The organism is Sphingobium sp. AP50, from assembly GCF_900109095.1.
Classification (GTDB): domain Bacteria; phylum Pseudomonadota; class Alphaproteobacteria; order Sphingomonadales; family Sphingomonadaceae; genus Sphingobium.
In genome coordinates, this window is the sequence record NZ_FNYZ01000001.1 from 850,847 (window position 1) to 864,182 (window position 13,336).

Annotated in this window: 14 protein-coding genes and 1 tRNA gene; 4 read left to right on the forward strand and 11 right to left on the reverse strand. The window is 63.9% G+C overall.

Annotated elements, in window-relative coordinates; all coding sequences use genetic code 11:
- Positions 1-33: 33 nt before the first annotated feature.
- Complete coding sequence (locus BMY84_RS04260) at positions 34-951, reverse strand: YihY/virulence factor BrkB family protein (RefSeq protein WP_093081734.1); 918 nt, start codon at positions 949-951, stop codon at positions 34-36.
- 245 nt (positions 952-1,196) lie between these two features.
- Between BMY84_RS04260 and BMY84_RS04265 the strand changes: the two genes are divergently transcribed.
- A complete protein-coding gene (locus BMY84_RS04265; protein WP_143074977.1) occupies positions 1,197-1,685 on the forward strand; it encodes a hypothetical protein in 489 nt (162 codons plus the stop codon).
- A 245-nt stretch (positions 1,686-1,930) separates the two neighbouring features.
- Here BMY84_RS04265 and BMY84_RS04270 read toward each other — a convergent pair whose 3' ends face one another.
- From BMY84_RS04270 to BMY84_RS04290, 5 genes are all read right to left on the reverse strand, one after another.
- Positions 1,931-3,154 (reverse strand): dihydroorotase, encoded by a 1,224-nt coding sequence (locus tag BMY84_RS04270; RefSeq protein ID WP_093080897.1) that lies wholly within the window; start codon positions 3,152-3,154, stop codon positions 1,931-1,933.
- The gene (locus tag BMY84_RS04275) at positions 3,151-4,146 is read right to left on the reverse strand and encodes an aspartate carbamoyltransferase catalytic subunit (RefSeq protein WP_093080900.1); all 996 of its coding nucleotides are present in this window, start codon (positions 4,144-4,146) and stop codon (positions 3,151-3,153) included. The genes BMY84_RS04270 and BMY84_RS04275 overlap by 4 nt, the downstream gene beginning before the upstream one ends.
- Positions 4,147-4,189: 43 nt before the next feature.
- Positions 4,190-5,800 (reverse strand): phytoene desaturase family protein, encoded by a 1,611-nt coding sequence (locus tag BMY84_RS04280; RefSeq protein ID WP_093080903.1) that lies wholly within the window; start codon positions 5,798-5,800, stop codon positions 4,190-4,192.
- Positions 5,797-6,963 carry an aromatic ring-hydroxylating oxygenase subunit alpha gene (locus tag BMY84_RS04285; RefSeq protein WP_177203888.1) on the reverse strand — a complete coding sequence of 389 codons (1,167 nt, stop codon included), beginning with the start codon at positions 6,961-6,963 and terminating at the stop codon, positions 5,797-5,799. Before BMY84_RS04285 ends, BMY84_RS04280 begins: the two co-directional genes overlap by 4 nt.
- 71 nt (positions 6,964-7,034) lie before the next feature.
- Entirely contained in the window at positions 7,035-8,015 is a 981-nt protein-coding gene (locus BMY84_RS04290; protein WP_093080909.1) for a bile acid:sodium symporter family protein, read from the reverse strand.
- A 100-nt stretch (positions 8,016-8,115) separates the two neighbouring features.
- On the opposite strand from BMY84_RS04290, the gene BMY84_RS04295 reads away from it, so the two are divergent.
- Positions 8,116-8,874, forward strand: coding sequence for an enoyl-CoA hydratase-related protein (locus BMY84_RS04295; protein WP_093080911.1), 759 nt, complete (start codon positions 8,116-8,118; stop codon positions 8,872-8,874).
- Between the two features lie 125 nt (positions 8,875-8,999).
- Here the strand turns inward: BMY84_RS04295 and BMY84_RS04300 are convergent, their stop codons facing one another.
- A complete protein-coding gene (locus BMY84_RS04300) occupies positions 9,000-9,899 on the reverse strand; it encodes a DMT family transporter (protein WP_093080914.1) in 900 nt (299 codons plus the stop codon).
- A gap of 27 nt (positions 9,900-9,926) precedes the next feature.
- Between BMY84_RS04300 and BMY84_RS04305 the strand changes: the two genes are divergently transcribed.
- A complete protein-coding gene (locus BMY84_RS04305; protein ID WP_256215046.1) occupies positions 9,927-10,514 on the forward strand; it encodes a helix-turn-helix domain-containing protein in 588 nt (195 codons plus the stop codon).
- A gap of 158 nt (positions 10,515-10,672) precedes the next feature.
- Here BMY84_RS04305 and BMY84_RS04310 read toward each other — a convergent pair whose 3' ends face one another.
- Together BMY84_RS04310 and BMY84_RS04315 are read right to left on the reverse strand one after the other, a co-directional pair.
- On the reverse strand, positions 10,673-10,987 hold the full coding sequence (locus tag BMY84_RS04310) for a hypothetical protein (RefSeq protein ID WP_093080919.1): 315 nt from the start codon (positions 10,985-10,987) through the stop codon (positions 10,673-10,675).
- 72 nt (positions 10,988-11,059) lie between these two features.
- Positions 11,060-11,569, reverse strand: coding sequence for a MarR family winged helix-turn-helix transcriptional regulator (locus tag BMY84_RS04315; RefSeq protein WP_093080921.1), 510 nt, complete (start codon positions 11,567-11,569; stop codon positions 11,060-11,062).
- A 126-nt stretch (positions 11,570-11,695) separates the two neighbouring features.
- On the opposite strand from BMY84_RS04315, the gene BMY84_RS04320 reads away from it, so the two are divergent.
- Positions 11,696-11,770, forward strand: a tRNA-Gln gene (locus BMY84_RS04320).
- Between the two features lie 152 nt (positions 11,771-11,922).
- On the opposite strand, the gene phoB is transcribed toward BMY84_RS04320, so the two are convergent.
- On the reverse strand, positions 11,923-12,624 hold the full coding sequence (gene phoB / locus BMY84_RS04325; protein WP_093013412.1) for a phosphate regulon transcriptional regulator PhoB: 702 nt from the start codon (positions 12,622-12,624) through the stop codon (positions 11,923-11,925).
- A 3-nt stretch (positions 12,625-12,627) separates the two neighbouring features.
- Positions 12,628-13,323 carry a phosphate signaling complex protein PhoU gene (gene phoU, locus BMY84_RS04330; protein WP_093080924.1) on the reverse strand — a complete coding sequence of 232 codons (696 nt, stop codon included), beginning with the start codon at positions 13,321-13,323 and terminating at the stop codon, positions 12,628-12,630.
- Positions 13,324-13,336 lie beyond the last annotated feature (13 nt).

Here is a 13,336-nt window from a genome sequence, read left to right on the forward strand (position 1 = left end):
TTTAGCGCGGGCTGTCGGGGAGGGCAAGCGCCATTATGCGGCTTTTTGCATCGGCTCCGCGACCTGCGTGTCCACGCTGGTCTGCCGCTCGGCCTCCGCGTTGATCTGCGCGCCCAGCAACACGACATAGGCGGACACGAACAGCCACAGTTGCAACACCACCACCGCGCCCAGCGATCCATAAGTCTCGTTATAATTGCCGAAGCGCGAGACATAGAAGGATACGCCCAGCGTCACCACTAGCCAGAACAGTGTGGCCGTCACCGATCCCACCGTCAGCCATTGCCACTGCGCCTTGCGCCGGTGCGGCCCGAAACGATAGATCAGCCCGAAGATCGTACTGGCCAGCAGCCCGGCGCACACCCATGTCGTCGCCTTGATCGCAAAGATGACGCCGCCACCCCAGCCAGTCAGCAATTTCTGGACAAGGCCGATGATCGTCGCGGTGATTACGCCCGCCACCACCACCAGTACGGCGGAAAAGGTGATGCCCATCGACACGCGATAGAGGGCGATGATGCCGCGCGATTCCTTGGATGCATAGACGATATTGAGCGCCTCCATGATCGCGGTCGCCGCGCGCGTCGCGCCATAGACGGCCAGCGCTAGCGCCATGACGAGGCCAAGGCCGGTCGTCCCTTTGGCCGCGGATACCACGCCGATCAACTGATCGTTGATGATCTGCGCGGCGTCGCTCGGCACCACGGTAATGATCGCTGCCATATGCCGCTGCACCAGCGAGGGGTCGCCGATCAGCCCATAGGTCAGCACTACGGCCGCCAGCAACGGCGCGATCGACAGGAAGGCATAATAAGCGACACCGGCCGACAACAGGCCCAGATGATTGCCCGACATGGCGGCATAGACGCGTTTCAAAATCTCCCACCAGGCCCGCGGCGGAATCTTCCACGGCGCGTCGACATGCACCTGTTGCGCGATTCGATCGGTCATCATCATCCCCTGCTATTCAACAGGGCAAGCGCGCGAAGGGGAAGGGGGTTCCCTTGGAAGGCGGAGAAGAAGGGGACTGGGGTGGAGCAACCCCACACGGTCATCGCCGCGCAGATGGAGGGGCATGTCTCGGCTCTTCATTTTGCTGGTAGGTCGGAGATGGGGGCCAGCTTTCGCGGGAACCGCCAGTGAAAACGGACCTTATATGATTGCACGGGGGCGCCGCTTAACTTAGGCGCTCGATAATGAATGGCTTTTTCTCAGGGATGTCTTTCAGAGCTCAATTGGCGGGCTGGAGTATGATCGCAGCAGCCATGATTGTGCCGATGTTTTTGATGGTCGTCCTTGGTCGCTCTGAACCGATCGACCGGATTTCAGTTTACGGTTGCTATGCCGCTCCGAACGCGCCAGCTTTATTGATCCGCGATGATGCGATCCATATTATTGAGCCTGCGAAGCGCAAGTTCAGCTATGTCGCCGGAGCATCAAAGACGAGCTATCAACTTAGCGTAAAGCCAGCCCTCGCACTCTCCCGTCAACCTGATGGGCGCTATATATTCGTTGATCGAGATGGCGTTGGATATTTTTGGCCATTATTGCCTGCAAACGGCAAGAACCGTAACAGAGTGCGGCATCCGGAGGAGTATGCGGGCCAATTCAAGGTAGCCGCCATTGGGGGAACTGTCCTCTACACGCGAACTGCTGAACCTCATGCATGTCGCGATGACTTCTGATAGTCTCTTCCAAGCCTTATATTTTCCGTTCGCCGCGAACCCGGTCGAACTGCCGGTGGGATGTGAGATGCTCAAATAGCCTCCATTCCCCGCCGCTTTGTCCTACCGGCCGCCCATCTGCTACAATCGCCCAAGCGCTGCCGATCGCAGCGCACACCGCTTTCCGATAGGATCACCTAACCGTTACAAAATTTCAGAATATACGGGACATATGCGAAGTTAAGCGCCGGCCCCGCCTATCCGGCCTACCGGAACAGCCCACCCTTCATGATCCGCCGCGCGCGGCCCTGTACCGGCAGGCGGTCGAACGGGGTGTTGCCCGCCGCCGCCGCCATCTTGCCCGAATCCACGATCCACGGCGCATCGGGATCGATGAAGATCAGGTCGGCCGCGCTACCGCTCGCAAAGCTGCCAGCGTCCACGCCCAATATCTTCGCCGGATTGGCGCTCAGCAGTGTCATCAGCCGGTTGATTGACAACTGTCCGTCGCGCACCAGATTGAGCGACAGCGCCAGCAGCGTTTCCGCCCCCGCCATGCCGGGCGAAGCGTCGGCGAAGGGCAGGCGCTTGTCCTCCGGCCCGCGCGGATCATGGCTGGAGGTGATGACGTCGACCGTCCCGTCGGCCACCGCCGCGAGGCAGGCCTGCCGGTCACGCTCGTCGCGCAGTGGCGGGGACAGGCGGGCAAAGGTGCGGAAATCCGTCACCGCCTGATCGTTGAGATAGAGATAGGCCGGGCTGATGCCGCATGTGACCTTCAGCCCCTCCGCCTTGGCGGCGCGGATCAGATCGAAGCCCGCCTTCGTCGTCACCAGCCGGAAATGGATCGCCGCCCCGGTCTGGCGCACCAGCATCAGGTCGCGGGCGATCGCCATCGCCTCGGCACAGGCGGGCGCGTGGGGCAGACCCAGCCGCGTCGCCGTCTCGCCGCTGGTCGCCACAGCCTTGGCCGTCAGCCCGCCATCCTCGGCATGGGCGATGACCGTCAGGCCCAGCCCGCTGGCATAGGCCAGCACGCGCAGCATCACGCCCGAATCGGCGATCCACTGGCGCCCGGTGCCCACGGCCTTGGCTCCGGCCATCTGCATCAGGCCGATTTCGGCCATTTCGGTCCCTTTGAGGCCCCGCGTCGCCGCCGCGATCGGGTGGACCCAGAAATCGGGCTTGCCCGCGCGCGTTGCCTCGCGGATCAGGCCGACCTCGTCCAGCGGCGCGCGCTGGTCCGGCATCAGCGCCGCGCGCGTGATCCCGCCAAAGTGAAAGGCCGGCTTGTCGGTGGCGAACACGCCCAGATCGATCAGGCCCGGTGCGACCACCAGCCCCTGCGCGTCGATCGTCTGCGTATCGGCCGGCACATCGACCGTGCCCGTCGCGACGATCCGGTCGCCCTCGATCAGCACGGTGCCGGGCGTCAGCGCGTCACCGGCGGGATCGGCCAGCTTGCCGTTGATGATTGCAATCTTGCTCATGCCCAGCCCTCCACGCCACGCGCACTGCGCGTCAGTACGTCAAGGCACGCCATGCGCACCGCCACGCCCATCGCCACCTGCTCGGTGATGGCGGATCGGTCGGGATGGTCGGCCACCGTGCTGGTGATTTCCACGCCCCGGTTCATCGGGCCGGGATGCATGACCAGCGCGTCGGGCTTGGCGATCGCCAGCCGTTCCGGCGTCAGGCCATAAAGCGCATGATATTCGCGCGCCGACGGGATGAAGGCGCCGTCCATCCGCTCATTCTGGAGCCGCAGCATCATCACCACGTCCGCGCCCTCCAGCCCTTCGTCCATCCGCGTATAGGGTGTCGCGCCCAGCATCTCGACTTCGGGCGGCAACAGGGTCGGCGGCGCCACCGCGCGCACCTGCGCGCCCAGCGCGGCCAGGCACAGCATGTTCGATCGCGCCACCCGGCTGTGCAGCACGTCGCCACAGATCGCGACGACCAGCCCCTCGAAGCTGCCCTTGCGACGGCGAATGGTCAGCGCGTCGAGCAGGGCCTGCGTGGGATGCTGGTGCCAGCCATCGCCCGCGTTCAGTACCGGACAGTCCACCTTGTCCGCGATCAGCCGCACCGCGCCCGAACTGGCATGGCGGATCACGATCACGTCGGCGGCCATGGCGTTCAGCGTCATCGCCGTGTCGATCAGCGTTTCGCCCTTCTTCAGGCTGGACGTGGCGGCGGCCATGTTCACCACATCCGCGCCCAGTCGCTTGCCGGCAATCTCGAACGACAGCAAGGTGCGCGTGCTATTCTCGAAAAAGGCGTTGATCTGGGTCATCCCCGCCAGCCGCCCGTCATGCTTGCGCGCCTGCCCCTTGTTGGTCGCGGCCCAATGTTCGGCCTCGTCCAGCAGGAAGCGGATTTCCCAGGGCTTGAGGTCGGCGATCGACAGCAGATGCCGATGCGGAAACAACGCCCGGCCAGTCAGCTCGGGAGTCGCGTCAGGAATGAAGATATCGGGCATGAGCCGGTGCTTTAGGGAAGCGAGCGGGGGAGGGCAAGGCGCGCTATCCGCGCCGCCGCCATTTCCCGATCAGCGTCCCGTCGCGCAGCACCTCCCGCGCCGCATTATGCCCCGGCGCGCCGGTCACGCCGCCGCCCGGATGCGTGCCTGCGCCGCACATATAGAGGCCCTTCACCGGCCCGCGATAGGCGCCATGGCCCAGCACCGGCCGCGCCGCCCACATCTGGTCCAGCGTCAGATTGCCATGCATGATGTCGCCGCCGACCAGCCCGAATTTCCGTTCCAGATCCAGCGGCGAATGAAGCTGCCGTGCGATCACGCTCTTCGCAAAGCCCGGCGCCTGCGCTTCCACCGTGGCAATGATCGCATCGGCCGCCGCCTCGCGCTCATCGTCCCAATGGCGGCCGTCCGGCAGCTCCGGCGCAAATTGCTGGCAGAAGAGGCTCGCCACATGGCACCCGGCCGGGGCCAGCGTGTCGTCTATGGTCGAGGGGATCAGCATCTCCACGATCGGCGCTTTCGACCAGCCGTCGCGCTTCGCATCCAGAAACGCCCGGTCCATATAGTCCAAAGTCGGCGCGATGATGATCCCCGACTGATGATGTTCCCCCACGCCCGGCAGGCAGGTGAAGTCGGGCAGGGCATCCAATGCCACATTCATGCGGAACGTGCCCGATCCCGCCTTGAACGCCTTCACCCGCTTGCGGAAATCGGTCGGCAGGTCGGCGGGGGCCATCATCCGCTCATAGAGCAATTTCGGCCCCACATTGGCGATCAGCACGCCGCCCATCACCTCTTCGCCACTTTCCAGCTTCACCCCGACCGCGCGCTCGCCATCCACCAGCACCGATGCGACCGGGGCCTCCAGGCTGATCTCCACGCCCATGGCCGCCACGACCTTCGCCATGATCTGCGTGATCGTGCCCATGCCGCCGACGCTATGGCCCCAGGCGCCCTTCTTGCCGTTCACCTCGCCAAAGACATGGTGCAGCAGCACATAGGCGCTGCCCGGCGTGTCGGGGCTGGCATAATTGCCCACCACCGCGTCGAAGCCGAACGCCGCCTTCACCGCATCGCTCTCGAACCAGCTATCGAGGAAGCTGCGCGCCGATTTGGTGAATAGGTCCAGCACGTCGCGCTGCTGCTCGATCCCAAGCCCGGCGATCCGCCGGCCCTGTTTCAGCGCATCGACGATCATGGTCAGCCCGTCGCCGACATTGGGCGGACTTTTCAGCACCAGATCGCGCAATATATCGGCCACAACCTCCAGCGCATCATAATAAGCCGGCAGCGCCTCGGCATCCTTGCTGCTGAACTTGCGGAATTCCGCCTGCGTTTTCTCCAGCCCGCCGCCCAGCTTCAGATAGCCACCATCCTCCTGCGGCAGGAAATTGCTGATCGGCCGCTCGATCACGCGATAGCCATGGTCGGCCAGCTTCATGTCGCGGATGACCTTGGGATTGAGCAGGCTGACCGTGTAGCTGGCGGTCGAATTGCGAAAGCCGGGGTGGAATTCCTCCGTCACCGCCGCGCCGCCCACGACGTCGCGCCGCTCCAGGATGCGGACATTGTAGCCCGCCCGCGCCAGATAGAAGGCGCAGACAAGGCCATTATGGCCGCCGCCGATGATCACCGCGTCGTAGGATTTGCTCATGCCCTGCTGCTCCACCCCATCCCCGGCGCGCGGTGCAACCGCGCCTGCGGGATAACCTCACGCACCCGCCCGCAAAAATGCCGCAGCGCCACTTCCTGCTCGCTCAAGGGGCCGACGGTGAAGCTGGCCGACGCCATCCCCGCCTGTACCCGCCCGACCAATTCGGTATCTTCGACATTCACCTGCCGGTTGATCCGCCAGTTGAGGTAGCGGGCCGCCCGCATTTCCCGGCGATCATCCGGCAGGGCATAGCTGATCTCACGGATCAAAGTCTGCGTCGGCGACACCGGCAGCCAGGCCATGAAATCCACCTGGTCGGGATAGATGTCGAAGGCGAAATTGGGCCACAGCTTGAAATAGGTCCATAGCCGCTGCCGTTCGGGCGGCAAATGCGGCACCGATGGCAGGAAATGCTGATAGGCGCGTTCGGACAGGTTGGCAGAGGGGCGATCGAGGATCGGTCCCCACATCTTGTCGGCATGGAGCGAGGCTTCCACGCCATAGCCGTCGCCCATCAGCCGCTTCAGCCCCGGATGCGCGACCGCGATATGCAGCCCGTCCGAATAATTGTCGCCGATATTCTTCCAGTTCACAGCGCGCGGTCGCAGCGTCACCCGCCCCAGCGCGCGCAGGTCGCCAAAGCGATAGGCGGCGATTTCCTCAACATAGGGGGCCATCATTTCCGCCACCGAAGGCCCGCCATCGTTGGTCAGCCGCACGAACAGAAAGCCCTGCCAATTCTCCACCTCGAGAGGCGCCAGGCCATGGTCGGCCAGCGCGAAGTCTGCGCCATAGCTGGCCTTCATCGGCACGCCGGACAGGCGGCCGTCCTTTTCATAGGTCCAGCCATGATAGGGGCAGACCAGCTTCTTCGCGCAGCCGCTCGCGCCATCCACGATCCGCGCCCCGCGATGGCGGCAGACATTGGTAAACCCGCGCACGACGCCATCGTCGCCGCGCATCAGGATCACGCTTTCGCTAATATAATCGAGTGTATGATAGTCGCCGGGAAGGGGAATGTCGCTCTCATGACAGACGATCTGCCAGGACGGACGGAATATCCGCTCCACTTCCAACGCAAAAAATTCGGGATCGGCATAGGTCCAGGCCGGCAGGCTCCATCCTGCGTCGGGATCATCCCCGGCCAGCACCCCTTGAACCAAATCGATTACCCCTGATCATCTTATATTTTACGTATGTATAAAAGCGCCCCGGCAGAGTCGATTCCTATGTCTCACTCGCTGTTGCTTTTATCGTCCGCCCGTGCCCCATAATGGCGCGCCAGAAAGGCGCAGGCCATCAACTGGATCTGGTGGAACAGCATGATCGGCAGCAGGATCGGTCCCACCGCCGCCGCAGGAAACAGCACCCCGGCGATCGGCACGCCGGACGCAAGGCTCTTCTTCGACCCGCAAAATTGCAGCACGATCGCGTCTTCCCGCGACAGGCCCATCATCCGCCCCAGCGCCAGCGTGAACAGCAGAATGATCGTCAGAACCGCGATGCACAGCCCCGCCAGCGCCAGCAATTCCGCGCCCGACACTTTCGACCACAGCCCCTCGACCACGGCGGCAGAGAAAGCGGCATAGACCACCAGCAGGATTGATCCCCGGTCGACCTTGCCCAGCAGGCTCTTGTGCCGGGTCACGAAGCCGCCGATCCACGGCCGCAGCAAATGCCCCACGACAAAGGGCAACAGCAATTGCAGCACGATCCCTTCGATCGAAGACAGGGAAATCAGGCTCCCGCTACCGCTCCTTTGCATCAGCAGCGCGACCAGCAGCGGCGTCAGGAAAATGCCCAGAAGGTTGGAGAAGGAGGCGCTAACGACCGCCGCTGCCACATTGCCCCGCGCGATCGCTGTGAAGGCGATGGAGGACTGGACGGTCGAGGGTAACAGGGTCAGGAACAGCAGGCCCGCCCGCATATCCTGCGGCACGATGCCGAATCGCCCGATCAACAATCCCAGAATCGGGAAGGCGACGAAGGTCGTGCCGAGCGTCGCCAGATGCAGTTTCCACGCTTTTGCCCCGCTCCAGATCGCCTCGCGCGACAATTTTGCGCCATGCAGGAAAAAAAGCAGCACGATGCCCGCGTCCGCCGCCATGTCGGCGATGCGCGCGCCTTCGCCCCGTGCGGGTAACACGGACGCTAGGGCGACGGTCGCGATCAGCAGCAACAGAAACGGGTCAAGGACTTGGCGCAGGCGATTCATCGGCTTTCCCGTGGCAGCGACGGTTTGGGCGGGGGATAGACGCGGCGCTCCGGCTGCGCCAACAATTTCCCCTTGGAGCCCAAGAAGGAGAGGATGGACCGTGTCCGACGGTATCAGGATCATGGAAATAGACGGTGTCATCGAGATTCAGTTCGATCGCCCCGACAAGAAGAATGCGCTGACCGGCCCGATGTATCGCGCCATGACGGCCGCTCTGGCCGATGCCTCCGCGCGGCCGGACATTGGCGCGGTCCTGTTCACGGGGCAGGGGGATGCCTTTTGCGCGGGCAATGACCTGAAGGACTTCATGGCCGGGCCGGAGGGCGGGGCGGCTGCCTTTGCCTTCATTCAGGCGATCGCCGCCTTCGATAAGCCACTGGTCGCCGCAGTGCAGGGGCTGGCGGTCGGTGTCGGCACGACCATGCTCTTCCATTGCGATCTGGTCTATGCCGCGCCCGACGCGCGCTTCGTCATGCCTTTCGTCAATCTGGGGCTGGTGCCCGAAGCTGGCTCCAGCCTGCTCGCACCCGCGACGCTTGGCCATGCCAAGGCGGCAGCGATGCTGTTGCTGGGCGAACCGATGGATGCCGACGCGGCCGACCGGGCCGGCCTCGTCACCGCGATCATCCCGGCGGACGACCTGCTGGCCCATGCCCGCGCCAAGGCGGCTGCGTTGATGGCCAAGCCGCCACAGGCCCTTCTTGCCGCCCGCCGCCTGATGAAGGGCGATCCCGCCGCGCTCAACGCCCGGATGGAAGAGGAAGCCCGCCTGTTCCGTGAAACCCTCTCCTCCCCCGAAGCGCAGGAAGCCTTCGCCGCCTTCTTCGAAAAACGCGCGCCGGTGTTCCGGCGGGGATAGGTGGCGTGAATAAATTCCAGCACCGTTAAGTGGCGGATTTGGGCGGGAACACGACATTAGCCCCTCCCCTGAAGGGGAGGGGCTAATTTTGCTCGCTTCCCACCATCCCGAATTTGTCCTCGCCGCTAGCCCTTCTTCCGCTTGAACTCGATTTCGCTGACGATCACGGCGGCCACCACCAACAGGCCGCCGACCAGCGCGGTCGAGGGCAGCCTTTCCCCCGCAATACGGCCGATGATTCCCGCCCATACCGGCTCCCCGGCATAGATCAGCGTGGCGCGGGTAGGGGAGACGCTACGCTGCGCCCAGTTCATCACAAACTGGATCAGCGCGGTCATCGCCCCCAGGCCACAGGCGCTCAGCACGACCATCCAGTTAAAGGGCGGCACGGCCTCGCCCGCCGGTGCCATGCAGGCGAAGGCGAGCAGCGATGTTACGGCGAGTTGCACCAAAGTCACCCGTGCGACATTCACCTTGCCCGCCCACAGGCTGATGAAGATGATTTCGAGCGCGATCGCCAATGTGCTGATCAGGGTCAGCGCCTCGCCCTTGCCCAGCGCGAAGCCTTGTTCCGGCGCAGCGATCAGCACCAGCCCGGCAAAGGCCAGCGCCACCCCGATCCAGCTCGCCAGCCTTGGCCGCCGTCGCAACACGATCCATTGCAGGATCGGCACCAGCGGCACATAGGCCGCCGTGATGAAGGCGGACGTGCTGCTGCTGATTGTTTGCAGGCCCCAGGTCTGGAGCGAATAGCCGATGAAGATGCCCAGCCCGATCATCAGCCCCGCCAGCATTTCCCGCGCGGTCAGCCCGCGCAGCACCGGCAGGGCAAAGGGCAGGGCCAGCAGCGCCGCCGTCCCGAAACGCAGCCCGACGAAGAAGAACGGCCCGGTCGCCTGCACCGCATGATGCACGATCAGGAAGGTGCCGCCCCAAAGGACCGTTACGCCGATCAGCGCGAGTTCCGGGCGGCCGATCATCAGACGGGGCTGAGCGGGCTTGTCGAGAGCGGGATTGTGCAACATAATGCACATCGCCCTATGAGCACTATATTGCACAGTCAAGACGCCGCGACGCAGGATCGCTTGCCCGAGCGGCCAGATGTCCTTGCCCATGTCGCGGGCAATGTCCGCGCGCTGCGCGCCGAACGCGGCCTCAGTCAGGATGCGCTGGCGGCGCAGGCGGACGTTAGTCGCCGCATGATCTCCGGTATTGAAAGCGGGGAGGCGAATGTCAGCCTGTCGACGCTTGACCGGCTGGCGCAGGCGCTGGACGTCAGCTTCTCGCGCCTTGTCCGCCCGCCGGACATGCGCGACAACAGCCGGATTGACAGCCTCGCCTGGCGCGGGATCAGCGACGACAGCCGCGCTACCCTGCTCGGCACCGTCCCGGCCGCGCGGGAAGCGGAATTATGGACATGGTCGCTGGGTGCGCACGAAGTCTATCCGGCCGAAGCGGATGCCGCCAACTGGCATGAAATGCTCTACGTCATGGAAGGCGTGCTGACGGTCGAAAGGGACGGGGAGGCACCCAGCCGGGTGGCCGCCGGTGACTTCCTGATCTTCACCAGCGACCGCCCCTATCTGTTCGCGAATCGCGAAGCCGATCCCGTCCGCTTCGTCCGCAATGTGGTTTTCTAGGGGATCGGGCGCTCAATCTGCACCCCCGTCCGTCCGGTTCGAACGTGTAGAGAACGCACTCGCGCTGACTTCTCGGTAGACGGTTCTCGACTTCGCTCGAACCTGCTCGAAGCGAACGGGGAAGATTATAGGCGCGAGGCTCAAGGCCCCCATTGCCTTTATTCGTTGCGCAAATCCTTGCCGGCATTTTCCAGCGACTGGCCGACATCATGCTTGGTTTCGCCCGCTTCGCGCTTTGCGTCCGCCGCCGCCTTGTCGGTCGCCGCGCCGATCTTGGCCGCGCCATTGTCGATCGCGCGGCCTGCATCATCCAGACCGTTGTCGATCTTGGCACCGGCATGATCGACCGCATTGTTCACATCTTCGCCGATTGCCGATCCGGCATTGTCCAGATTGTCCTGGGCCTTTTCCGAACAGGCGGACAGACCAGTTGCGGTCAGCAGGGCGGTTGCGGCAATAAGATATGTGCGCATGATGGCTCCTCTTTCATCCATATGGGAGCCGGTTAAGCGCGCAGCGGCGCAGAAGGTTTCGCCGCCTCGACCTTATCGACCGTGCAAGCCGGACACCATCGACCGGTCGCCTTCGGGGATCAGCCCCTCCAGCACGCGCCAGAATCCGGTCACGGATCCCTGGCCCGCCTGTGCATAGGCGGTGGCCATCTTTTCGCGCAAGGCGCGGAACAGTTCGGCTTCCAGCGCCTTTCCGGCGGGGCTCAGCCGCAGCAATTTCTGCCGCCGGTCGCTGGTCCCGGCCCGCGTCTCGATATAGCCGCGATCGATCAGGTCGGTCAGCACCCTGCCCAGCGATTGCTTGGTGATCGCCAGCAGCCGCAGCAACTCTTTGACCGTCAGGTCAGGCTGGCGCGAGATGAAATAGAGCGCGCGATGATGCGCCCGGCCCAGTCCCTGCGCTGCCAGCCCCTCGTCGATCGAGCGGGTGAGGGCCGAATAGCCGAAATAGAGCATCTCGATACCGCGCCGGATTTCGTCCTCGCGCAGGAACAGCGGGGAGGCAGGCGATATCTGGGCGGGAGATGCGTTGCTAACCGACATGAAGGCGTGTGATCCGGACGAAAGGGCAGAGCGCATATTGGCGACATCAAACTATGATGACTAGGCTTTCCTTTCGCCAATCACACGCTATATGGCGTCCCCACGTCGAAGCGATATCGGCGTTGCTGGGGCGTCGCCAAGCGGTAAGGCAGCGGCTTTTGATGCCGCCATGCGCAGGTTCGAATCCTGCCGCCCCAGCCATCTTCTTTTTCCGAACCGATAGATTCCGGCCCCTGTTGACGGCCAGTCGACTGCTTTGTCGTACGATTCGATGCTGTTCAAACCGAATGCAAAAAGGCCCCCTCAGATCGCTCTGAAGAGGCCTTTTGCATTCCGATAGCGGCTGCGTAGCGTCAGCCCATCCCCTCGGTATCCAGCGCATAGCCGGCCGACCGCACGGTGCGGATAATGTCCTGATATTGGCCGTCCGCGTTGATCGCCTTGCGCAGGCGGCGGATATGCACGTCCACGGTGCGCAGTTCGATATCGCTGTCCTGACCCCAGACGCTGTCGAGCAGTCTTTCACGGGAAAAAACCCAGCCGGGATGCTCCAGAAAATGCTTGAGCAGGCGGAATTCGGTCGGACCCAGCGGAATCACCTGACCGCCGCGCCGCACCTTGTGCCCCACCGTGTCCATCTCGACATCGGCAAAGGTCAGCGTCTCGCCGGCGAGCGCCGGCCGCACGCGGCGCAGCACCGCACCCACCCGCGCCACCAGTTCGCGCGGGGAGAAGGGCTTGGTCACATAATCGTCCGCGCCGGTTTCGAGGCCCCGGACCCGATCCTCTTCCTCACCGCGCGCGGTCAGCATGATGATCGGCACATTGGCGGTGCCGTTCATGCGGCGCAGCCGACGGCACACCTCGATCCCGGACAGGCTCTCGACCATCCAGTCGAGCAGCACGATATCCGGCGTATTCTCCTGCGCCATCAGCAGCGCCTCTTCGCCGTCGACCGTATGGGCGACGTCGAAATCTTCCCGCTTGAAATGCCAGATGAGCAGTTCGGCGAGCGCCGCGTCATCCTCCACCAGCAGCATCTTGGCCCGTGCCATGGATCAGTTCTCCGGCTGCATGTCGGCGCCGCGCTCACGCTCGGGCAGGGTCTGACCGGTGGCGGCATAATAGACCATTTCCGCGACATTGGTCGCATGGTCGCCGATCCGCTCGATATTCTTGGCGATGAACAGCAGGTGCGCGCACTCGCTGATCGTCTTGGGATTTTCGACCATGAAGGTGACGAGCGTGCGGAACACGCTGTTGTAGAAATCGTCGACCACCTGATCGCGCTTCACCACCGCCAGCGCCAGATCGGCGTCGCGCGCGGCAAAGGCGTTCAGCGCATCATGCACCATCTCGCCCGCGACCTGACCCATGGACGGCAGCAGCGAGATCGGCTCCAGCGTGCGGGTGTTGGCGGCGATCAGCGGCACGCGCTTGGCGATATTCTTGGCATAGTCGCCGATCCGCTCCACCACGCTGACGATCTTCAGCGCGGCGATCACGTCGCGCAGATCGTTGGCCATGGGCGCGCGCAGGGCGATCACCTGGATGACCAGCTTCTCGACTTCCGCCTCGATCGCGTCGATGCGCTTGTCGTCGGCCACGACTTCGGCGGCCAGCACCTTGTCCTGCCGCTGAAGCGCCAGCATCGCATTTTCGATCGCCGCTTCCGCGCGACCGCCCATTTCGGCGATCAGCCCGCGCAGCCGGTCGATCTCCTCGTCAAATGCCTTGATCGTATGTTCAGCCATGTCTCGTCTCTCC

Bases quoted from the DNA above. Each gene is read 5' to 3' on its own strand.
- BMY84_RS04280 (WP_093080903.1), bottom strand. From the start codon at position 5,800: ATGAGCAAATCCTACGACGCGGTGATCATCGGCGGCGGCCATAATGGC.
- BMY84_RS04310 (WP_093080919.1), bottom strand. From the start codon at position 10,987: ATGCGCACATATCTTATTGCCGCAACCGCCCTGCTGACCGCAACTGGT.
- BMY84_RS04260 (WP_093081734.1), bottom strand. From the start codon at position 951: ATGACCGATCGAATCGCGCAACAGGTGCATGTCGACGCGCCGTGGAAG.
- phoU (WP_093080924.1), bottom strand. From the start codon at position 13,323: ATGGCTGAACATACGATCAAGGCATTTGACGAGGAGATCGACCGGCTG.
- phoB (WP_093013412.1), bottom strand. From the start codon at position 12,624: ATGGCACGGGCCAAGATGCTGCTGGTGGAGGATGACGCGGCGCTCGCC.
- BMY84_RS04275 (WP_093080900.1), bottom strand. From the start codon at position 4,146: ATGCCCGATATCTTCATTCCTGACGCGACTCCCGAGCTGACTGGCCGG.
- BMY84_RS04270 (WP_093080897.1), bottom strand. From the start codon at position 3,154: ATGAGCAAGATTGCAATCATCAACGGCAAGCTGGCCGATCCCGCCGGT.
- BMY84_RS04290 (WP_093080909.1), bottom strand. From the start codon at position 8,015: ATGAATCGCCTGCGCCAAGTCCTTGACCCGTTTCTGTTGCTGCTGATC.
- BMY84_RS04315 (WP_093080921.1), bottom strand. From the start codon at position 11,569: ATGTCGGTTAGCAACGCATCTCCCGCCCAGATATCGCCTGCCTCCCCG.
- BMY84_RS04265 (WP_143074977.1), top strand. From the start codon at position 1,197: ATGAATGGCTTTTTCTCAGGGATGTCTTTCAGAGCTCAATTGGCGGGC.
- BMY84_RS04300 (WP_093080914.1), bottom strand. From the start codon at position 9,899: ATGTTGCACAATCCCGCTCTCGACAAGCCCGCTCAGCCCCGTCTGATG.